Origin of the sequence: Sediminibacillus albus (assembly GCF_900101125.1) — a bacterium.
GTDB lineage: Bacteria > Bacillota > Bacilli > Bacillales > Amphibacillaceae > Sediminibacillus > Sediminibacillus albus.
The window spans coordinates 517649-540545 of the sequence record NZ_FNFL01000003.1; the positions used below are offsets into that span (position 1 = coordinate 517649).

Here is a 22897-nt window from a genome sequence, read left to right on the forward strand (position 1 = left end):
AAATACTATACAGAGCATATTTGCAGAGACTGACGTTAAGTTGACAGGCCGAAGAAACCCGTGTGCATGTCCGCATAGCTTTTAAATGATCAGTCTCTCTTCCTCATTCGGATAGGAGGTAATCCCATGGCGGACCAACAACGCCCGCAAGTTCAAGAAATTAATATTAGCCAGGAAATGAGAACATCTTTTTTAGATTACGCGATGAGCGTAATCGTCTCTAGAGCGCTTCCCGACGTCCGGGATGGATTAAAACCGGTACATCGCAGGATTTTATATGCCATGCATGATTTAGGCATGCACTCAGATAAAGCTTACAAGAAATCTGCACGTATCGTGGGAGAAGTTATTGGTAAGTACCATCCGCATGGTGACTCGGCTGTTTACGAAGCAATGGTCAGAATGGCACAGGATTTCAGTTACCGTAACATGCTGGTGGACGGGCATGGAAACTTCGGTTCTGTGGATGGAGATTCAGCAGCAGCTATGCGTTATACAGAGGCGCGTATGTCAAAAATCTCCATGGAGTTATTAAGAGATATCAATAAGGACACCATTGGTTATACCGATAACTATGACGGCTCAGAGAAAGAACCGGTAGTATTCCCTGCCCGATTCCCTAACCTATTGGTAAACGGAGCATCCGGAATTGCAGTAGGTATGGCGACTAATATTCCTCCTCACCATTTAGGAGAGACAATTGATGCCGTTTTGGCAGTGAGTAAAGATCCGGAAATAACCATTGAAGAATTGATGGAAAACCATATTTATGGACCTGATTTTCCAACAGCCGGCCAAATACTCGGGAGAAGTGGAATTAGAAAAGCGTTTGAAACTGGTAAAGGATCTATTACTATCCGGGCAAAGGTACATATTGATGAGCATGCAAATGGAAAATCGACTATTGTTGTCTCGGAATTGCCTTACCAGGTAAATAAAGCAAAGCTTGTTGAAAAAATAGCTGATCTTGTCAGGGATAAGCGCATTGAAGGCATCACCGACTTGAGAGATGAGTCAGACAGAAACGGCATGCGCGTAGTTATTGAACTGAGAAGAGATGCCAATCCAAATGTCATCCTGAACAATCTGTATAAACAGACAGCCTTGCAAACTTCTTTTGGCATTAACATGCTTGCCCTTGTTGATGGACATCCGAGGGTTCTGAATCTAAAGCAGACGCTTGTTCATTATTTAGATCACCAAAAAGTGGTGATCAAGAGAAGAACGGCTTATGAACTAAGGAAGGCAGAAGCGAGAGCCCACATTTTGGAAGGCTTACGGATAGCCTTAGACCATCTGGACGAAGTGATTGCGTTAATTAGACAATCAAAAACAACCGATGTTGCAAGAGATGGTTTGATGAATCAGTTTGAGCTGTCGGAAAAACAAGCGCAAGCCATTCTTGATATGCGCCTCCAGCGTTTAACAGGCCTGGAGCGTGAAAAAATTGAACAAGAATACCAGGAGTTGGTTAAACTCATTGATGAGCTAAAAGCTATTTTAGCTGACGAAGAAAAAGTTCTAGAAATCATCCGTGAGGAATTATTAGAAATAAAAGAACGTTTCAATGACGATAGGAGAACAGAGATTATCGTCGGTGGCACTGATTTTATCGAAGACGAAGATCTTATTCCTGAAGAAAGTGTCGTTATTACTTTGACTCATCAGGGGTATATCAAGCGTCTGCCATCTTCTACTTACCGTGCTCAGAAAAGGGGCGGAAGAGGAATTCAGGGGATGGGAACAAATGATGACGATTTTGTTGAGCATTTAGTCTCTACATCGACTCATAATACCGTTCTATTCTTTACGAACAAAGGGAAAGTTTACCGGACAAAAGGGTATGAAGTTCCTGAATTTGGCCGGACTGCCAAAGGCCTGCCGATCATTAACTTGTTGGAAATTGAGAAGGACGAGTGGATCAATGCAGTAATCACAGTTGATGAATTTAACGATGACCATTACTTATTCTTTACGACAAGACATGGGATTTCTAAACGGACCAAGTTATCTCAATTCGCCAATATTCGAAAAGGCGGACTGATTGCTTTGAATCTGCGGGAAGAGGATGAGCTAATATCCGTTAAACTGACTGACGGCGACAAGCACATCATGATTGGAACCCAGAATGGTTATCTTATTCGCTTTCCTGAAGAGCAAATACGTTCAATGGGACGTACAGCTGCAGGGGTAAAAGGAATTTCCTTGCGGGACGATGACAAAGTCGTTTCCATGGAAATCATCGAAGACGGGTACCATGTAATGAATGTGACTAGTAAAGGTTACGGTAAAAGGACACCAGCAGCTGATTATCGGATAACCAACAGAGGCGGAAAGGGCGTCTTTACTTCCAACCTGACGGATAAAACGGGTAAAATTGTTGCTGTAAAAGCAGTAACAGGAGAAGAAGACATTATGATTATTACTGCTTCTGGAGTATTGATCCGTATGCCTGTAGAAGGAATTTCGATCACTGGCCGGAATACCCAAGGTGTCCGACTGATAAGACTCCAGGAAGGCGAAGAAGTTGCTACAGTAGCGCGTATCGAAACAGAAGAAGAAATTGAAAATGAATTGCCTGAAGAAACAGCAGAAGAGAATGAACAGGTTCCAGTAGAACCGGCAGAAATAGAGGAAGCAGAACAACAAGCAGAAACTAATGATGAAGAAGAGTAACAAATGGTTATAAGTTTGAAGGGCTGGCTTGTATAGTCAGCCTCTCTATTCACCAATGAAGTAATCATAATCTCATTACATACAGAATAAGGGGTGGAGTAAAATGAAGGTACACCCGTCTCAGCTAATACCGGGTTGTTTGGTGATAAAAGATGTCAAAGGTAAAACCAATCGCCCTATTATGCAGAAGAATACTGTTTTAGATGAAGAATTGATTGAAATTCTGCAAAAGTTTCTAGTCAAAGAGGTAGAGGTCTCCCCACGCCTTTCTGAGGGCACGCCGTTTATTCCGGGAAAAGTATCTAAGCAAAAACCAACAGAAAAGCGGGAAAGCCAGAAGGATAAAGCCGCTTTGTCTTACCATGAACTCTATTTGGATGCTGTGGACCAGTATAAGCATATGTTTCATGATTGGCAGAATGGTAAGAATGTAAATATTACAAACGTTAGACAGTTGATTAATCCATTACTGGAAAGAATTGATGAAGTCGGCTTAAGCCTGTACAATTTCCATCAAAACTCTACGAAGGATGATTATCTATATCATCACAGCATTGTTACTTCATTGCTGGCGGCCTTTTTAGCCAAAAAAAGCCCATATAAAAATGAGTGGATGCAAATAGGAACAGCTGGTTTTTTAGCTGACTGCGGAATGGCTAAGATAGACGAACAGATTGTAAAAAAAGAAGGTACTCTAACTTCGGAAGAATATGAGGAAATAAAGAAACATCCGGTTCTTTCCTACCGGTTGGTTGAGAAAATTCCATCTTTATCACAGGGAATTAAGCTTGCAATCCTCCAACATCATGAAAGGCTTGATAGAAGCGGCTATCCGCTTGGCGTTGGAGGAGATAAAATTCATCCGTATGCTCGATTTATTGCAATCAGTGATATTTACCATGCGATGACTTCGGAAAGAATCTATCAACCTCAGCAATCGCCATTTAAAGTCATTGAAGAGATGGTTTATGAACAATTTGGCAAATTAGATCATCCATTGGTACAGTCGTTTGTCAGCAGTTTAACTAACTTTGGAACAGGCACAAGGGTCAGGCTTTCCAATCAGCAACAGGCGGAAATTGTATTTGTTGAAGTAAATTATCCAACAAGGCCGATGGTCCGTTTGGATACTGGAGACAAAGTAATTTCCCTCAAGGATGATCAGTCCATTTATATTGATGAAATATTGACATGATTTTAACAAAGGTCTGTGAAGCACTGAAAACTTTCACAGATCTTTGTTTTTTTGATTGAATAGGAAACAACCAAGCAAGTTAGGTGCTTTTTCTGCAGTAGTTTGCAGGAAATGATAGATAAACGGATAATCCTCATTAGGTAATGTGTGCAACAAATCGCCCCACCACTCTGTTTCATATCTGCAAATCATCCCCAAGTTATACAGCAAGAGATAGTGGGCCATGACCTCATGCCAATCGGTAAAGTAATATCGATTGCTCGGAAAGTAAATGGCTTCTTCTTCCCAATGGACAAAAGCCGGACCTTTCGATATCGGGGATATCTCTTCAGCAATATCGATAATCAGCTGTTTATTAGTAGTCCTGCTATGTTGAAAATCAGGAAAATAATTACTTATTTTCGTTTGGAAGCTGCCCGCTGTAGCATGGTACGTATCCAGACAAGTTAACGGGAAAGCTAACTGTTTGTCTTTTATACTGCCTATTTTAATCAGAGGGCAATCATTAAAATGATAGGAAAACAAACGGTTCATTTCCGGTATTTTGGCAAAAAGACTTTTCATAGAAATTTTCCCTGCTTTTCTCGGATCGATATGGAATAGGTTTTCGGAAAAGTAAGGAAACAATCCGTTATGCTGGATTTTCACTTCATCCTTCATAAAAGAGTATTGTTGTTTTTTTCTTTTCCTCGTAGAAACTCCATGGGCCAGCAGTGCTGTGTTCTCTGGATAACCAGGCCTTCTTGTGAGCAAGCAAGCTTTTAAGAGGTGGACCATTCCATAAAACAGCAAAATAGGCTTGATCATTAAGGGAGCATTCCTGCTTGTTTCGTAAAACGTATGCCCATGTTCCAAATAATAGAGAAATCTGTAACAGTTTTGGTAGCTGTTGGCTTCTGGATCTTCCAGTTCAAGTTTCTGGTAACAACCAGCTAAATAAGTTTGGGCTGTTTCTGCTGACTTAAGGTAAGTAAGAAAGTTAATGATAGCGTTCTTATCCATTTGAAAATCCTTCCCGGCCATGGATTAAATGTTTGACTATTCTTTCTGTTTATCACTGAATTCGTTTGCATGCCAACATACTGTCGTCCTTATTATCCATCATTTATTGTAAACAATTTCCGGCTTGTAAATTTGTTAGTAAAAGCTTGAAAAAGCCTAACGGTTGTCGTATTGTAAATAACAATAAGTTTTTATCGTACGCTTAGGTTACCCAAATTTTTATAAAACAATAAGATTAGTTTAAAGGGAGGAAAAAGAAATGAGGGAGGACAAGTTTGCAAAAGAAGGCTTAACATTTGATGATGTGCTTTTGGTGCCAGCCAAGTCAGAGGTATTGCCAAGAGACGTGTCACTTAGCACGGAGCTTTCAGCGAATATTAAATTGCAAATGCCATTAATCAGTGCAGGCATGGATACAGTAACAGAAGCGGCTATGGCTATTTCGATGGCAAGGCAAGGGGGCCTTGGGGTTATCCATAAAAATATGTCAATTGAAGAACAAGCAGAAAATGTGGACATGGTAAAACGTTCAGAGAGCGGCGTCATCACTAATCCTTTTTTCCTGCTGCCGGACAATCAAGTATTTGATGCCGAACATTTGATGGGAAAATTCCGCATTTCTGGTGTTCCGATTGTAAATAATGCAGAAGATCAAATATTGGTAGGTATCATTACTAATAGAGATCTTCGTTTTATACAAGATTATTCCATGAAAATTTCAGATGTGATGACTAGTGAACAGTTAGTTACTGCATCGGTAGGGACTACCCTAGCAGAAGCAGAAGAAATCTTGCAAAAGTATAAAATTGAAAAGCTGCCATTGATCGATGAGCAAGGTGTTTTAAAAGGATTAATTACTATAAAAGATATTGAGAAGGTAATTGAGTTCCCGCATTCCGCCAAAGATAGCCAGGGCCGGCTGTTAGCTGGAGCAGCTGTCGGAGTTACAGCTGATGCCATGACAAGAGTAGACAAACTGGTTGAAGCTGGTGTGGACGTATTAGTAATTGATACAGCCCATGGACATTCGCAAGGGGTTATCGAACAAGTAAAAAGAGTTAGGGAAAAGTATCCTGATATGGATATTATTGCAGGAAATGTTGCTACACCTGAGGCTACAAGAGACCTCATTGATGCGGGTGCTAATATTATAAAAGTAGGTATTGGACCTGGTTCTATTTGTACTACCCGCGTAGTTGCAGGGGTAGGTGTTCCGCAAATCACTGCGGTTAATGATTGTGCGGAAGAAGCCCATAAACACGGCATCCCTGTTATTGCAGATGGTGGAATCAAGTATTCAGGCGATATTGCTAAGGCAATGGCTGCTGGAGCCCATGCTGTTATGCTCGGCAGTCTGTTCGCTGGTGTGTCAGAGAGCCCTGGAGAAACGGAAATCTTTCAGGGAAGGCGTTATAAGGTATACCGCGGCATGGGGTCTGTAGCGGCCATGAAGTCCGGCTCTAAAGATCGTTATTTTCAAGATACAGAGGAGTCCAAGAAGTTGGTTCCAGAAGGAATTGAAGGAAGAGTTGCTTATAAAGGGCCATTAGCAGATACTGTACACCAGCTGCTTGGTGGATTAAGATCAGGAATGGGGTATTGCGGATCGAAAGATTTAGATACCTTTAGAAATGAAGCAAGGTTTATTCGGATGACGGGGGCAGGACTTAGAGAAAGCCACCCTCACGATGTCCAAATCACCAAAGAATCACCCAATTATTCCCTGTAATGAGTAAAACCTGAACCTTTAAGGTTCAGGTTTTTTGTTGGTTGTAAAGCTTCTGGCAGGAAAATTTGTCTGGAAGTTTGTCGAAAGATCAACAAATATTTGAATTAAGAAAACTTACTTTGCTATAATAAGTTATATTTTAAAAGGGGGAATAGTATGAAAAATAAACATTGGTTATTAACGATGATCATGATGATTGCTTTATCCTTGTTTTTAGTTGCCTGCGGCGGCGGAGAAGCTGATCCGGAATCCGATAGCAACGACAACGCTGATGGTGGAGACGGAGAAAGTGCCGATAGCGGCGACGTTCAATTTGTCAGTGTGTTGACAGGTGGAACAGAAGGTACATATTATCCGCTTGGAGGTACCTTTGCTCAAATTATCAATAGTAACGTAGATAATGTTGAAGCAAACGCACAATCCACCGGTGCTTCTGTTGAGAACATGAAGACGATGAGAGACGGAGATGCTGAGCTTGCCTTCACACAAACGGATATTGCTGCTTATGCGGCGGAAGGATCTGTTATGTTTGAAGGTGATCAAATTGATAACATCCAAGCAATTGGAACTCTTTATCCAGAAACAATCCAAATCGTTACTACTGCTGATTCAGGTATTGAAACAGTTGCTGATTTGGAAGGGAAAGTTGTATCAGTCGGTGCACCAGGGTCTGGTACCAATGCTAGTGCAACAGATATTTTGGAAGTATACGGCTTAACCATGGATGATATCACAGCACGTGATTTAGATTTTGGTGATTCAACTTCTGGAATCCAGGACGGCACTATTGATGCCGCCTTCATTACCTCTGGAACGCCGACGGGGGCAGTTGAGAGCCTTGCGGCAACAACCGATGTAAATATCGTTCGGTTCGAAGAAGATAAAATCCAAGAGTTGATTGATTCTCATCCTTACTATGCAGAAGATGAAATTGAAGATGGCACATATGATTTGGAAGAACCAGTAAAAACTGTTGCTGTGCAAGCAATGTTAGTCACTTCTGCTGATCTTAGCGAGGATCTGGTTTATAATATTACTCAAGCTATCTTTGAAAACACTGATCAAATCAGCCATCCAAAAGGAGAGTTTATCTCTGCTGAATCAGCCCTTGAAGGTGTAGGAATTGACTTACATCCGGGTGCTCAAAAGTACTTTGATGAAAAAGGGATTGAATAAAAAACCAGGATAGCAATAAGAGTGTTGATGAGGATGTCCTATCCACAGAGCCACCTCCCATTTCCGCAACAAAATCCGGTTTTATGAGCCGAATTTTAAACATTGGATGGAGAAGGGGGAAGTGGTCCTGCTTGGACAGCCTCATCTTTTCATGTGAGAAGGGATTAGTTATGTTGACTGATAAAAAAAGGTTGTTAGTAATCAGTACAGTTCTATTATTAGCAGCTGCATTATCTATGTTCTTATTTTACCCTTATCGTTATGTGCTCTCTTTCCACGAACCTTTCTCGGAAGAAATTTTGGCTTACTTACCAATAAAGGAAACCGACCACTTTCAAATAAAATACACCCATTCTGTTCACCTCTCCGATGTAATTGAGGAGTACGAAATAAAGGATGAAACGATCTACCCCTATCAGCTGATTTACGAAGATACCGCAATTGGTATGCCTTCCAACGCAGGGGAAGGAGAAACATTTGAAATGAAGGACGGTAAATATTATATTTCCAATCTCCAAGGTTCTTTCCAGGAAATCAATCTTGCAGTTGGACAGGTAAGGGCTAACCATGCCATCATTTACAAAAACCAAAGCTATTTACTTAAGGATTATGTAGGAGCAGGAACAAAAGTCTCCATTGCTCCCACTCGTGAAAGTAACTGGCATCTTTTTAAAGGGGTGAATATTCATGAGCGCAAACAATGAAACGCTTTCAGCTGAACAACAAAAGGAAATGCTGCAGAAGTACGATCAGGAGTCAGCTTTTAGGTATTTAACTGGATTTATGGCTAAAGTGGTGTTCTTTGGGTTGTTGGCTTTTTCACTATATCAACTTTTTGCTACAACTATTTATCCTCTTCCTGCGCAAATGCATCGTTCCATTCATATCGGGTTCGGGCTTGTTCTCATCTTTCTTTTGTTTCCTGCCACAAAAAAAGGAAGAATGAGCGGCAAGATTGCCTGGTATGACTATATTTTAGCAGCTTTAGGCTTTGGTGTCGGGGCATACTGGCCGTTGATGTATGAGGAAATAGTCAGAAGAGCCGGTGAGATAAACCAGTTCGATATGTTTGTCGGTATCGTGGCAGTACTTCTAGTACTGGAAGCGACACGGCGTTCAGTCGGTCTGCCGATCACAGTCATCGCTGCATTGTTTTTGGCGTATGCATATTGGGGAAGGCAAATGCCTGGTTTCCTGATTCACCGGGGAGTGAATCTTGATAATTTAGTGCAATCGATGTTTTTCACTACAGAAGGTATCCTAGGTACACCGATTGCTGTTTCCTCCACTTTTATTTTCCTCTTTCTATTGTTTGGTTCATTTTTAGTAAAAACCGGTGTTGGACAGTATTTTAATGATCTCGCTGTATCATTGGCAGGTAAACGGACGGGGGGGCCGGCAAAAGTTGCTATCTTCTCCAGTGCTTTGCAAGGTACTATCAGCGGAAGCTCTGTTGCAAACGTTGTAACTTCCGGCTCGTTTACCATTCCCATGATGAAACGTCTAGGGTACCGGCGCGAGTTTGCTGGCGGCGTTGAAGCGGCAGCATCTACTGGAGGACAGCTAATGCCTCCAATTATGGGAGCTGCTGCATTTCTGATGATTGAATTTATTGGAATAGATTATTGGACGATAGCTAAGGCGGCCGCTATTCCTGCTTTGCTTTACTTTACTGGTGTTTGGATTATGACCCACTTTGAAGCCAAACGGACAGGTCTAAGCGGGTTATCGGACGAGGAGATTCCTGACCGCAGAGAAGTTCTAAAAAAGATTTATTTACTGCTTCCGATTGTGGCTATTGTCTTCTTCTTAAGCAGTGGGTTAAGTGTCATGCGGGCAGCCATTTACGGGATATTAACAACGATTCTTGTCGGGGTGTTAAGGGAGGAAAGATTTCGAAAGATTTATCCAATCGTATTTGGAATCGTTTTCGTCCTCACTCTCGTTTATGGCTGGATCACCGGGGGAGCTTCCATTACCTCTGGGCTGATAACGGCAGCGCTTGCCACGGTTTTTGTTAGTTACTTTTTTGACGGTAATTTCAAGGAAACAATTGAAGCTCTGGTTGATGGCGCCAGAACGGCATTAGCAGTAGTAGCTGCTACTGCTGCTGCCGGGATTATTGTAGGAGTTGTAACAAAAACGGGACTTGGTTTGAAGTTGGCCAATAGTTTAGTTTCTCTCGCAAATGGCCAAATTCTGCTGACATTATTCTTTACGATGATAGCGGCAATCATACTTGGTATGGGATCGCCTACTACAGCCAACTATGTCATCACATCAACAATCGCTGCACCTGCTATCATTCTGCTAGGTGTCGCTGATTTACCTGCTCATTTATTTGTATTTTATTTCGGGATTGTGGCAGACATAACACCTCCTGTAGCATTGGCTGCCTTTGCTGCGGCGGGAATTGCTTCAGGAGAACCGATACGGACAGGGCTCAATGCTGCAAAAATAGCAATAGCGGCTTTTATTATTCCGTATATGTTCGTCCTGCAGCCGCAATTACTGATGATTGATACAACTGTGATTGAATTGCTTTGGATTTTATTCACAGCTGTCGCTGGCATGATTGCTATCGGCGCCGGCTTAATCGGTTATTGGTATCGGAAAGTTTACTGGCCGGAAAGAATATTTGCGGTGGCCGGCGGACTGACCTTGATTTATCCTGGAGTGCTTTCAGACGTCATCGGATTGTCCGTGTTTGCTATCCTGCTATCCTTGCAGTTCTTTTATATGAAAAACAAAATAGGAGTACCGGAAACGAGAGCAAAAGCTTAATTATTAAAACTGTCCCGTTAGAAATACGGGGCAGTTTTTTATATGATAGGATAAGAAGTTTTGTAAATTTAATAGCAGGCAATTAATAAAAATTCGAAAGGGAAGGCACAGAATGAGTAAACAAATATTGGTGAATGACTGGAAGGATAAGCTTGAACAGGAGTTCGAGCAGGAATACTACCAGGAATTAAGAGAGTTTTTAAAAGCAGAATATGGACAGCAGACAATCTATCCAGCAATGGAGCATATTTATGAGGCTCTCAATCTCACCTCTTATTCAAACACAAAAGTGGTCATTCTTGGCCAGGACCCTTATCATGGTCCCAATCAGGCTCACGGTTTAAGTTTTTCAGTTCAACCTGATGTCACCCCGCCGCCATCTTTAAAAAATATTTTTAAAGAATTGCACAACGATCTTGGCTGTCCTATCCCGAAGCACGGCTTCTTAAAAAAATGGGCAGAGCAAGGAGTTTTATTATTGAACACCGTATTGACTGTCAGGAAAGGACAGGCAGCCTCCCATCGCGGCAAAGGCTGGGAAAATTTCACCAATAAAGTTATTGAAGTATTGAATGAACGCGAGACCCCCGTTGTGTTTATACTTTGGGGGAGACACGCCCAGGAAAAACAAGCACTATTGGATACAGAGAAACATCGGGTAATCACCTCTCCCCACCCTAGTCCTTTTTCAGCCAATAAGGGATTCTTTGGCAGCAAGCCATTTTCTAGGGCAAATACGTATTTAAAAGAATTAAAGGAAACACCGATCGAGTGGTGTTTAGCAGAGGAAGAGAAGTAGAAAAACAGTAATCTATCTATCTTTTACACTACGAGGTAGTGGTATAGGTAAAATTATTCATCTTAAAAAGCAGGAGGAAACGCTTGGCAAAAGCAGTTTCGCTTTCTAATGACCTGTGATAGAATAAGTGAGATGCATACTATTTTTGGTGGAGGTAGAGAAAGTTGAAACATAATTTGAAAGCATCTTTTTTTATAATAATGGCGGTATTTATCGCATGTACGTCACTAATCGCAAATCCTGGTAAAGCAAGTGCTGAATCTTTGGATTTGAACGCTGAATCTGCAATATTAGTCGACGCTGAAACTGGTAAAATATTATATGCGAAGCAGCCAGATATAAAATTGCCTCCAGCTAGTATGACCAAAATGATGACAGAATATCTTGTATTGGAAGCCATCGATGAAGGTCAAATCAGCTGGGATACAACAACACAAATAAGCGATTATCCATATCAAATTTCGGCTAGCAGCATATCTTCAGGAGTTGGCTTAACACAAGATATTGATTATACAGTGAGAGAGTTATATGAGGCAATGGCAATCATCTCTGACAATGGCACAACGATTGCGCTTGCCGAATTAATTGCCGGATCAGAAGGCGAATTTGTAAAAATGATGAATGAAAAAGCAGAAGAAATGGGTCTTCCTGATTATCAATTTGTAAATTCTACAGGGCTTTCCAACTCTGATTTAGGAGAAAATTATCCGGAAGGGACAGAACCAGATGCAGAGAATTTGATGTCTGCTGAATCAACTGCACTGCTTGCTTATCGTCTAGTTAATGATTACCCGGAAGCATTGGAAATTTCCAGTAAGATGACGACGGAATTCGAAGGTAAGACTTTGGAAAATTTAAATTGGATGCTGCCTTGGGACAATGTGAACTTTAAGCAATTTGGTTTTGAAGGTGTCGATGGTTTAAAGACTGGCTGGACAGATCTTGCTGGTTACTGCTTCACCGGTACAGCAGAACGTGACGGAAGACGCCTGATTTCTGTAGTGATGAAAACCGATAGCAAGGAAGCACGATTTGAAGAAACAGCCAAGCTGTTAGATTATGGATTCTCCCAGTTCGAGAATAAAGAAGCTTATCCGGAAGGTTATCAAAAGGAAGATCAGACATCTCTCCCAGTAGCAAAGGGGAAAGAAGATCAGGTAGAAATAGCTGCTAATCAAGCTATCAATGCAGCTGTCAAGAAAGGTGAAGAGGAAAGCTATAGCGTAACCTACAATATTGACCAAGATAAATTAAATGAAGATGGGGAACTTGTAGCGCCTATTGAAGAAGGGGAAACAGTAGGGACAATGGAACTTGCTTACGAAGGCGAAGCTGATTACGGGTATATCACCGGCCAGGAAGCAGCACAATCCGTTGACTTGGTAACGAAAGCTTCTGTTGAAAAAGCAAACTGGTTTGCACTTTCCATGAGTGCTGTCGGCAGCTTCTTCAGTAATATTTTTTCCTCAGTAACAGATACTGTAAAAGGCTGGTTCTAGTCAATATAATAGGCACTTTACAGTTGGGTATTTGGCTAAAATAAGGTACAATATTCTTTAATTAACGAAGAAATAAAATATTATTTAGTTCATTTATATGGGAGGAATACAAGAATGTCTAATTTGGGAACCGATCGTGTAAAACGTGGAATGGCAGAAATGCAAAAAGGCGGCGTCATTATGGACGTGGTAAATGCAGAACAAGCTAAGCTTGCTGAGGAAGCAGGGGCTGTAGCTGTTATGGCATTGGAAAGAGTTCCTTCTGACATTCGTGCTGCCGGTGGTGTAGCAAGAATGGCAGATCCTACAATTGTAGAAGAAGTAATGAATGCCGTTTCTATTCCTGTAATGGCAAAAGCACGGATTGGCCATATTGTAGAAGCTCGTGTATTAGAAGCGATGGGTGTCGACTATATAGATGAAAGTGAAGTATTAACTCCAGCGGATGAGGTTTACCACCTTAACAAAGCGGATTATACAGTACCATTCGTATGCGGCTGCCGTGATTTGGGAGAAGCTTCCCGCCGGATTGGAGAAGGTGCTTCCATGCTTCGTACAAAGGGAGAACCAGGAACAGGCAATATTGTGGAAGCAGTTCGCCATATGCGCGAGGTTCAATCCCAAATTCGCAAGCTAATTGGTATGTCCCAAGATGAAGTAATGACATTTGCTAAAGAGCTAGGGGCTCCTTACAATGTGCTATTGGAAATTAAGGAAAAAGGCCGTCTTCCAGTTGTGAACTTCGCTGCTGGTGGTGTAGCTACTCCGGCAGATGCTGCATTGATGATGCAATTGGGAGCAGATGGGGTATTTGTTGGCTCAGGCATTTTCAAGTCTGACAATCCTGAGAAGTTTGCTAAAGCAGTAGTCGAAGCAACAACACATTATGAAGACTACGAGCTAATAGGACAGATATCTAAAGGGCTGGGTACAGCCATGAAAGGTATTGAAATTGGTACCATAGCTCCGGAAAACCGCATGCAAGACCGCGGTTGGTAAAAAAATATCTACTTCATTTCTATTAACTGAATGAAGGATGACTTTTTTAAAAACTTTGTTAGGTGTTTATGATTGTGGACAGTAACCCTTAAAAGGAGAAATGCATCATGATGAAAATAGGGGTATTAGGCTTACAGGGTGCTGTAAGAGAACACGTGCGTTCTATTGAAGCATCAGGAGCAGAAGGTATCATTGTAAAGAAAAAAGAGCAGTTAGAAGAAATAGATGGCTTGATTCTTCCTGGTGGCGAAAGCACTACCATGCGCCGTTTAATTGATAAATATGGTTTTTTTGATGCACTTGTAGAGTTTGGAAACCAAGGCAAGCCGATTTTTGGTACGTGTGCAGGTTTAATTTTGCTGGCTGGAGAAATTGCCGGCCAGGAAAATGCCCATTTAAAGCTGATGGATATCAAAGTAGAGCGGAATGCCTTTGGACGTCAAAGGGAAAGTTTTGAAGCAGAATTACCTATCAAAGGTGTAGGGGAAGGCTTTAATGCTGTCTTTATCCGTGCCCCTTATATTGTGGATGTAAATGAAAATGTGGATGTGCTGGCTGTCTATAATGATGCTATTGTGGCAGCTAGACAGGGTCATTTCCTTTGCAGTGCTTTTCATCCAGAACTTACCGATGATGACCGCATGACAGCTTATTTTGTAAAAATGGTCGAAGAATCATTAAAGGAACTTGCATCTTAAGGTGATTTTCGCTATTCTATATAATAATATCTGAATGTAATGATAGGAACTAGTAACAGTTCACCTTTCTGAAGAGAGCCGGTGGTTGGTGTGAATCGGCGGAAGGACCTGTGAATCCATCCTTGAACTGGTGTAGAGCAATCTGCACCCGGCAAACGCCGTTATCGTAAGTGAGCCGGAGGACTTTGTTCCTCAACAAGGGTGGTATCGCGGGAAAAATACTCTCGTCCCTATTTTATAGGGATGAGGGTATTTTTTAATGATTTTTAAAGGAGGAAAAAATTATGCTTGATATGAAATACTTAAGAAATAATTTTGCAGAAGTGAAAAATAAGCTGAAGCATCGCGGAGAAGATTTATCGGAGCTGGACAAATTTGGTGATTTGGATGCCAGAAGAAGAGAACTAATTGCCGGTACAGAAGAATTAAAAGCAAAACGGAATGAAGTATCAAAACAAATAGCTGCTTTGAAGAAGGAAAAGAAGGATGCTGACGCCTACATTACAGAAATGCGCGAGGTAGGAGAGAAAATAAAGGCCTTTGATACAGAATTGAAAGAAGTAGAAGAGAACTTAGAGACACTTCTATTGACGATTCCCAATATTCCTCATGAAAGCGTACCTGTCGGCGAAGATGAAGACGATAATGTTGAAGCCAGAAAGTGGGGAGATGCCCCGCAGTTCAGCTATGAAGCAAAAGCCCATTGGGACATAGCGACAGATTTGGATATCCTGGACTTTGAGCGAGCCGCAAAAGTGACCGGCAGCCGCTTTGTATTTTATAAAGGTTTGGGAGCAAGATTGGAGCGGGCCCTAATTAACTTTATGATGGACCTGCATGCAGAGGAACATGGCTATCAGGAAATGCTCCCTCCATATATGGCGAATCGTACGAGCATGACCGGAACAGGACAACTGCCAAAATTTGAAGAAGATGCCTTTAAGGTTGCTGATTGGGATTATTTCTTGATCCCTACTGCAGAGGTCCCTGTCACTAACTACCATCGGGATGATATTCTGGCAATGGAAGATTTACCTAAAAAATATGTTGCTTACAGTGCTTCTTTTCGTTCAGAAGCGGGGTCTGCCGGCAGAGACACAAGAGGATTGATCCGTCAGCATCAATTTAATAAAGTGGAGCTTGTACAGTTTGTTAAACCGGAAAATTCTTATCAAGTTTTGGAAGAATTAACAGGGAACGCTGAAAGGGTGTTGCAGCTGCTGAAGTTACCGTACAGGGTAATGAGTATGTGCACAGGCGATCTAGGCTTTACTGCTGCCAAAAAGTACGATATTGAAGTCTGGCTTCCTAGTTACAATGACTACAAAGAAATATCTTCTTGCTCTAATTTTGAAGATTTCCAAGCGAGAAGAGCCGGAATTCGTTTTCGGAGGCAGGAAAAAGAGAAACCGGAATTTGTTCATACCTTGAATGGTTCAGGCCTTGCGATTGGCAGAACTGTTTCAGCTATCCTGGAAAACTACCAGCAGGAAGATGGCACGGTGATAATTCCGGAGGTATTAAGGTCTTATATGGGTGGGAAAGAAGTAATAAAATAACCCGCTTGCAGTTGTCTGTCGGATCTCCCAAAAGACTTTGAAACAGGATTTATGGAGACCGGCGGACATTTTTAAAAATCTTGTTTTTTCTGTTGACATGGATTTTTAGAGATGTTATATTAAATCTTGTCGGCACGGAGGATTACCCAAGTCTGGCTGAAGGGAGCGGTCTTGAAAACCGCCAGGGGCTTCACGGCCCGCGGGGGTTCGAATCCCTCATCCTCCTCCATTAAATTACACGCAAACAAATTGGAGATTATACATGAAAAATCGTTACTTCGTAACGATTTTTTTTATTGCTAACCAAAAGATCATAAATAGGACTACGGCCTTTTTGTTAAAACATAGATAAATTAATCTTGACAACAACTTGTTTTCCTTGCATAATACATAAAAAATAACTTAATTGCGAAGAACAGGCCAGTAAATAATGATCGGCGAAAGAGATTGGAATTCATCGGCTGAAAGATTCCATCGAAACGACATTATTGAAACCTACCTGGGAGCAGTCAGGCTAAAAACCTGGCCGTTTACCGAACGTTATCGGATCAAGCGGGCATCTGTTTCACATGGAACAATGCCAATTAAGGTGGTACCGCGGTTAACTCCATTCCGTCCTTCATATTCCAAGGATGAGTGGAGTTTTTTATATGCTATGGGACTTAAATTTAAAAATTAACATTTAGTAAGCTGGTGGAAGGTATAAGGGAAATTTTGTTATGGGATGATAAATTACGAACATATAAGGAGGAACATACATGTTTAAAAAAGTTGCTTTTATCGGAGCAGGCTCAATGGCAGAAGCAATAATGACAGGTATTTTGGCAAAGGGTTTTTTACAATCGGAACAAATTTGGGTAACGAATAAAGAGAATAAAGAGCGGTTGGAACGCTTGAAAAATATCTACCATGTACAATGCTCAATGGATAAGCAAAAGGTGGTCGTAGAGGCGGATGTCATTATCTTATCGATGAAGCCTAAGGACATTACCGAAGCCCTTCACAATATTAGACAGTATATTCAGCCAAACCAGGTGGTTGTTTCTGTTTTGGCCGGAGTTTCAACTGGCTATATATCTGATCAATTGGAGAAGAATTGTCCTGTTGTCCGAGCAATGCCTAATACCTCAGCGACTATCGGCTTTTCAGCGACTGCAATAGCCGGAGGACAATATGCTGAGGAACGGCACATTGAATCAGTCAAAAATTTGTTTCAAACGATTGGTACTACCACCGTTGTAGAGGAAAACGACCTACATGCGATTACTGGTTTGTCCGGAAGCGGCCCTGCTTATATTTATTATTTTGTAGAAGCGATGGAAGAAGCAGCATCAGAAGCAGGATTAAAACAAGACGTTGCAAAAGAATTGATCATCCAGACGCTTGTCGGGGCTGCCGAAATGCTGAAAAGCTCCGATGAACAACCCTCTGTTTTAAGAGAAAAAATAACCAGTCCTGGCGGTACTACTCAAGCAGGGTTGGAGACGCTGGAGAAATATAAATATCAGGAAGCAATGATGGCTTGTATTAAACAGGCGGCAGCACGTTCTATTGAATTGGGAAGTCCTTACCGAAGTAAAACAGATAAAGACAACTAAAAAAGTGGTTGGGACTTAACATCCCTCCACTTGCAAAAATTGAACAATTACAGCAGATGAAGTTTTAAATGGCCCTCTTCAAGCATTCGATTGATGACGCAATGGTTATGAATGGCGATGTAACAGTAGGTGGTTTCTTAATAGCATTTATCGGATAAGCGCGAATACATCGCGATTTCAAGTAAATCATAAGCAGTTGTGTACGGCGTAAAACAGTACGCAGACTTTCAGTGGAGGAAATCCACGGAGACTCCTGCGGGAGGAAAGGCCTCGGTGAGACCCCGCAGAGCGCTAGCTCGAGGAGGCTCACCAGCCGCCCGCGGAAAGCGTAGTGTATTTCCGCAGCGGTCGTCATGCAAGGTAGTAAGAACAGCCCTAACAGCAGGCAGAATACGTAGACTACCAGTGGAAGAGCACGAGTATGAAGATGCCGGAAGAAGCCGTTTTTGCTTCTGGACAAGGAATGCTTGGACAGTGACTCATCACATGCAGAAAATGACTCTTTATTTTCAAGGAGGATGAAGCCGTGCCTATGGAAGGTGAAGGATTCGACCGGGGCAAGTAAGTACTGAACCTTGTTCGAAGGAAGAAATAGAGTTGTCACTATCCGCAGGTTATCTTAAATATTCGAAAAGAAAAATCGAACGAGTTCGAATCCTAAGGATTTCGAATCATCGTTCGATCTTTGTTTTGGCCACTATACTCTTGTGTGCAAATCTCTTTTTTAAATTAATTATGTTACCGTACCGCAATCATTCTGTCTCTACGATAAGTTCCTGCGGCGCAGTCCAGCCCGTACATCGCCAACCGGTCGCTTTCGCTTCCAATCTAGCTCCAGCTCCCGGCGATTAGCGTGACTTCCTTTACCTTCGTCCGATAAGTCAACATCATCGCTGCTGCTCTGTGTTTCCTTTATCTCCTGCGGCGCAGTCCAGTCCGTACATCGCCCAACCGGTCGCTTTCGCTTTTTAGGTTAACTGTCGGGATTTCCATTTTCTTGACTGTTGGATAAAGTGTCCGATTTTCTCTAATACTGGTTCAATCGATCCTTCATCATTTAATAAATCATAGTCAGCTATGTTAATGCGAAGAATCGGACAAGAATTGAAGTTATTTATCCAATTTTCATACCGTTTAAACATTTCATCCCAGTAATCTAATGGGGTCTGTTGTTCCATAGGCCGTCCGCGTTCTTTAATGCGTCCGATAATGTCCTCAAAGGAACCTTCCAGATAAATCAGCAAATCCGGATGCGGAAAGTAAGGGGTCATAACCATAGCATCAAATAAACTCTTGTAGGTTTCATAATCGACCTCTGACATGGTTCCTTTATCGTAATGCATCTTAGCAAAAATTCCAGTATCCTCATAGATGGAACGATCTTGGATAAAACCGCCGCCATATTCAAAGATGCGCTTTTGTTCCTTAAACCGTTCAGCAAGAAAGTATATTTGCAGGTGGAAGCTCCAGCGCTCGAAGTCTGCATAAAACTTATCTAGGTAAGGATTAGTATCTACTTTCTCCAGTGAAGTACGGAAATTCAGGGCCTCTGCTAATGCATTAGTCATTGTCGATTTTCCAACACCAACAGTACCGGCGATGGTAATGACGCTGTCATTCGGGATATTATATCGTTCTCTCAAGCTCATTTGATTACTTCCCCTTTTCTTAAATGCTTGTCAATGGTATCGATAATTTCGTCTAAATCCTCCTGGTGCTTCACAAAATCCAAATGATCTCCATTCAAGCGAATAACAGGAATCCCAGGATTCATTCGTTCAAATTCATTCATAAAGTTGCTATAATCATGAGATAATTGCTCAAGGTATGCCGGTTGTATATTTTGCTCTACTTCACGGCCGCGCATGCGAATTCTTTCCAGCAAAGTGGTTAGGCTCGCGTCAAGATATACCATCATGTTAGGCTGTGGCATATCAGCCGTTAAAATGTCGTAAATCTTTGCATACTTATCAAATTGTTTATCTTTCAATGTCCGTTTAGCAAAAATCATGTTTTTAGAAATATGATAATCAGCAATCACTGCTTTGTTGTCATTTAAGTATTTGTTCTCTATATCTTCTAACTGTTTATACCGATTACATAAGAAAAACATTTCCGTTTGGAAGCTCCATTCTTCAATGTCATCATAAAACTTCCCCAAGAAAGGATTCTCTTCCACTATTTCTTTTAATAAATGTAATTCAAAATGAGCGGAAAGCTTCCTGGCAAGTGAAGTTTTACCCACTCCAATTGGTCCTTCTACAGCAATAAAAGGAAGTTGTCCCATTTTTTCCTCCTCCAATCATCCATAACCTTATCTTAAAAGAAAACACATGCTCAGTGCGCTTCTCAAATCGTCTTTCGCTTTCTATTATATTACTCCAAATTCCATTATAATTCGACAGACAGCTTCCATTTTATCATAAGATGATATATCTGGAATAGGATTCGGAGAAATTGTTATGTTTTTCCCTTTTACAAGCTGCCAAGTATTTTGTATAATGAATATTGCTTCCATTTTTCTTGTGGAAAATATGGCTCCATAGCTCAGGGGATAGAGCAATGGTTTCCTAAACCATGTGTCGCAGGTTCGAATCCTGCTGGGGCCACTAAATAAGGGGCTGTCCTTTTTTCAGGACAGCCCCTTATCATATTTCTTAGTTATGGGTAATCTTATGAGGAACATCAAAACTTGAAAAATAAATACGGAGAGGCAAGGGCACAGATTACTAAAAAACCAATGGCAACGGCGCCGGCCTTATTCCCTTCTTTATAAACTGTCCGGGAATAGGAACCGCAATAAAATGCTATATACAAAGAAAAAAGCGCAATAATTATTACCGCCATTATCAATCCCTCACTTCACCTAAATTGGAGTCATCAATCATTTTTCCAAAATATAATTGTTTTAATTTATAGTCTACATTGATTTCTGCATTGGGATAAATTTTGTTGTTCCAATCCGCTTTTTCATATTCATCAATCGAGGTAAAGTATTTTCTAATATACAATGACCAATAAAATATATCTGTTTTATACTGTTCCTGTGTTTTCTTTACTAGGTTATTTGCTTGCTCCTCAGCCAGCTTTGGAATATATGCTTCTAAAAGCTTTCGGTTCTCTTTATTTTTGGAATAATCCACAAGGCTTGGCACCCCGACCACTTCAATTGTAAATGGGATAGTTACATTGATCTTAGTTGGTTGATTCTTGTGATACTCAATTTTCACATCAGTAGGCCGATCCTTGGAAAAATTTGTGGCAATCCGATATCTTTTATCTTTAGGGTCGGGAAAAGTACTATATAAAGCCTCCATATCCATCGTGTCATCGAGAATATTTGCCACTCTAGTCTCCTGGCCGCTGAGGATATCGATCATTTTTCCTTCAACAAAGACTGCTGACCCCATAAATTGGGTAGGATTACCGCCTTCAACTGGAATCTCCCCTGCGATATATTGATCCTCATTTCCAGTTTCTTTCGGTTCCGTCTGTTCTGTAGTTGCATATATAGCCAGGAAAGCATCGGCATCCCCCTCAGTGATTTGGAAGAAGCGATGAATTTCTGATTCGGGAATAATCCCTGTTTGGGTGGCACGTGTGAGCATATATTGATAATACTTATGCGGGCGGGTTTCCAGCAATGGCTGATTATTCTTCAGAAAATCACTAGCATTTTCTTTTGATACGATAATTTGAACCGATCGCCTTAATTCCGTCGTCCGGGTGGCCGCTTGGATAATGCGGAGAAATTCACCAGATCTGGCCAATTCCTCTGAAACCACGACCACTTTTGTGTGGTCTAAGGCAATTTGTTTGGTCATTACAGAGTTTGCTGTATCTTTGGCTGCTATCAAGTCATTTCCCTCTAGGGTAACAGTCTCTCTAGGTTCTTCCTGTGAGCCCCCGCTGCTAAGCGTACTGCCGACCTCCGGGTTTGCGGCTTGAAAAGTTATCCGAAATGTACCTTCATCATCTGTTTTATCTAGTCCGATGGCGATGACATAGGATTGTTGCTCTACTTCGGTTTGGTCATAGCAGCCAGCAAGCGGCACAAGCAAGACAGTAAACATCAATAATTTTCTCATCATCGTTTTAAGTCTCCTTTGAATTTAGCTGTTACCCACAATAAAAAGGGGAAGAAAATAAGAAAAGGAGTGATCATATCCATAAAGTTGGACTTGAATACAAGTTCATTAATTACGGCATTTTCTGGAACCATTCCTGCTACGATCCCGAAAAAAGCAAACGGCAAAATCAGTGGTTCAAATTCTTTAATATTGAAAACCGCACCAAATATCCAGGAAATCAAATACAAGTAGATCATATATTTGATTAGAGCAGCAAATAACCAAAAAATCATGAAAAAGGTTTCGATGTTGGTAAAAAAGTTACCCATATTGACATACTGAGTTATCTCGTGAAAGGGAAAGGCAACTTTGTCAATCGAGTTATAGTCAAAAATAGTACAGTAGAGGAGGAAAAAGAACGTCATTTCCAAAAATACGAAGGCAAAGCCGCTAAACACACCCTTTCTGAATTTTTTTGTACTGTCAAAGGCCGTATAAGCCATTGCTAGCAGAAATATATCAGAAAATAGTGATGCTTTTTTTGCTCCTTCCGTTAAAAGGGGCACCAAGCCATTTCCGAATATAGGGAAGATCCTGGCGAAAATCACCTCTCTTAAGGCAAGGAAAGCCAGTAAGATCACAGAAGCCTTGATATAAAAAAAGAATGCCCAGGCGGTTGATCCAATCGTCTCCAATCCTCTTTTTGCTCCATAAAAAGCTATCATGAAAAAAATAAAAAAGATAAAGGGAGTCGGAGATTCCGGGAAGTAGAGCATCTTCAGCTGTTCAGTATAGCTTCTTCCTTCGATTGCCAGCAGTGTAAAGAAAATAACAAACAACAGAAAAGCGACAAACTTTCCCACATGTTTACCTAAAATGTGCTCGGTTAGCTCAACTAAATTTTTATCTTTGTATCTTTTTAGTAAGTAATACAACAAAATAACAGAAGGAAGGATGACAGACATCGATATCAATGGCATCAGCCAGAAAGCATTAGCTCCTGTTTGGGCAAACATAGAAGGTGTTGTATTAGATATTTTTACACCTATCATCATGGTAATCATTGCAAAACCTTCTCTGGCTCCCAGCCGTGATTCTTTTTTGAACATCATC

General features: G+C 41.2%; 17 protein-coding genes, 2 tRNA genes and 2 other annotated features. Of the genes, 14 read left to right on the forward strand and 5 right to left on the reverse strand.

Going from position 1 to position 22897, the window contains the following annotated elements; genetic code table 11:
* The first annotated feature begins 126 nt into the window (after positions 1-126).
* Positions 127-2676 carry a DNA gyrase subunit A gene (gene gyrA, locus BLR93_RS11480; protein WP_093214552.1) on the forward strand — a complete coding sequence of 850 codons (2550 nt, stop codon included), beginning with the start codon at positions 127-129 and terminating at the stop codon, positions 2674-2676.
* 103 nt (positions 2677-2779) lie between these two features.
* Complete coding sequence (locus BLR93_RS11485; RefSeq protein WP_093214557.1) at positions 2780-3871, forward strand: HD-GYP domain-containing protein; 1092 nt, start codon at positions 2780-2782, stop codon at positions 3869-3871.
* A gap of 33 nt (positions 3872-3904) precedes the next feature.
* Here the strand turns inward: BLR93_RS11485 and BLR93_RS11490 are convergent, their stop codons facing one another.
* Complete coding sequence (locus tag BLR93_RS11490) at positions 3905-4873, reverse strand: YaaC family protein (protein ID WP_093214561.1); 969 nt, start codon at positions 4871-4873, stop codon at positions 3905-3907.
* Between the two features lie 259 nt (positions 4874-5132).
* On the opposite strand from BLR93_RS11490, the gene guaB reads away from it, so the two are divergent.
* From guaB to proI, 11 genes are all read left to right on the forward strand, one after another.
* A complete protein-coding gene (gene guaB / locus BLR93_RS11495; RefSeq protein WP_093214564.1) occupies positions 5133-6602 on the forward strand; it encodes an IMP dehydrogenase in 1470 nt (489 codons plus the stop codon).
* A 156-nt stretch (positions 6603-6758) separates the two neighbouring features.
* Complete coding sequence (locus BLR93_RS11500) at positions 6759-7778, forward strand: TAXI family TRAP transporter solute-binding subunit (RefSeq protein WP_093214566.1); 1020 nt, start codon at positions 6759-6761, stop codon at positions 7776-7778.
* Between the two features lie 170 nt (positions 7779-7948).
* Positions 7949-8482 carry a DUF1850 domain-containing protein gene (locus BLR93_RS11505; protein WP_093214569.1) on the forward strand — a complete coding sequence of 178 codons (534 nt, stop codon included), beginning with the start codon at positions 7949-7951 and terminating at the stop codon, positions 8480-8482.
* Positions 8466-10562: a TRAP transporter permease gene (locus BLR93_RS11510; protein WP_093214572.1), complete on the forward strand. Its 2097-nt coding sequence runs from the start codon at positions 8466-8468 to the stop codon at positions 10560-10562. Before BLR93_RS11505 ends, BLR93_RS11510 begins: the two co-directional genes overlap by 17 nt.
* 112 nt (positions 10563-10674) lie before the next feature.
* A complete protein-coding gene (locus BLR93_RS11515; RefSeq protein ID WP_093214574.1) occupies positions 10675-11361 on the forward strand; it encodes a uracil-DNA glycosylase in 687 nt (228 codons plus the stop codon).
* A 164-nt stretch (positions 11362-11525) separates the two neighbouring features.
* The gene (locus BLR93_RS11520; protein ID WP_245690126.1) at positions 11526-12860 is read left to right on the forward strand and encodes a serine hydrolase; all 1335 of its coding nucleotides are present in this window, start codon (positions 11526-11528) and stop codon (positions 12858-12860) included.
* Between the two features lie 114 nt (positions 12861-12974).
* Positions 12975-13859, forward strand: a complete 885-nt coding sequence (gene pdxS, locus BLR93_RS11525; RefSeq protein ID WP_093214577.1) for a pyridoxal 5'-phosphate synthase lyase subunit PdxS — start codon at positions 12975-12977, stop codon at positions 13857-13859.
* 110 nt (positions 13860-13969) lie between these two features.
* The gene (gene pdxT, locus BLR93_RS11530) at positions 13970-14557 is read left to right on the forward strand and encodes a pyridoxal 5'-phosphate synthase glutaminase subunit PdxT (RefSeq protein WP_093214716.1); all 588 of its coding nucleotides are present in this window, start codon (positions 13970-13972) and stop codon (positions 14555-14557) included.
* Between the two features lie 30 nt (positions 14558-14587).
* Positions 14588-14792 (forward strand) — a binding site (T-box leader).
* 49 nt (positions 14793-14841) lie between these two features.
* Positions 14842-16116 (forward strand): serine--tRNA ligase, encoded by a 1275-nt coding sequence (gene serS / locus BLR93_RS11535; RefSeq protein ID WP_093214580.1) that lies wholly within the window; start codon positions 14842-14844, stop codon positions 16114-16116.
* Between the two features lie 136 nt (positions 16117-16252).
* Positions 16253-16345 (forward strand) — tRNA-Ser (locus BLR93_RS11540).
* 173 nt (positions 16346-16518) lie between these two features.
* Positions 16519-16739: a binding site (T-box leader), on the forward strand.
* A gap of 135 nt (positions 16740-16874) precedes the next feature.
* On the forward strand, positions 16875-17714 hold the full coding sequence (gene proI / locus BLR93_RS11550) for a pyrroline-5-carboxylate reductase ProI (protein ID WP_093214585.1): 840 nt from the start codon (positions 16875-16877) through the stop codon (positions 17712-17714).
* A gap of 968 nt (positions 17715-18682) precedes the next feature.
* Here the strand turns inward: proI and BLR93_RS11555 are convergent.
* A complete protein-coding gene (locus tag BLR93_RS11555; RefSeq protein ID WP_093214587.1) occupies positions 18683-19363 on the reverse strand; it encodes a deoxynucleoside kinase in 681 nt (226 codons plus the stop codon).
* On the reverse strand, positions 19360-20001 hold the full coding sequence (locus BLR93_RS11560; protein WP_093214590.1) for a deoxynucleoside kinase: 642 nt from the start codon (positions 19999-20001) through the stop codon (positions 19360-19362). Before BLR93_RS11560 ends, BLR93_RS11555 begins: the two co-directional genes overlap by 4 nt.
* A 249-nt stretch (positions 20002-20250) precedes the next feature.
* On the opposite strand from BLR93_RS11560, the gene BLR93_RS11570 reads away from it, so the two are divergent.
* Positions 20251-20323 (forward strand) — tRNA-Arg (locus BLR93_RS11570).
* Positions 20324-20563: 240 nt separating this feature from the next.
* Here the strand turns inward: BLR93_RS11570 and BLR93_RS11575 are convergent.
* Both BLR93_RS11575 and BLR93_RS11580 read right to left on the reverse strand, forming a co-directional pair.
* Positions 20564-21805: a Ger(x)C family spore germination protein gene (locus BLR93_RS11575; protein WP_245690127.1), complete on the reverse strand. Its 1242-nt coding sequence runs from the start codon at positions 21803-21805 to the stop codon at positions 20564-20566.
* Positions 21802-22893, reverse strand: a complete 1092-nt coding sequence (locus BLR93_RS11580) for a GerAB/ArcD/ProY family transporter (RefSeq protein ID WP_093214596.1) — start codon at positions 22891-22893, stop codon at positions 21802-21804. The genes BLR93_RS11575 and BLR93_RS11580 overlap by 4 nt, the downstream gene beginning before the upstream one ends.
* Between the last annotated feature and the right edge of the window lie 4 nt (positions 22894-22897).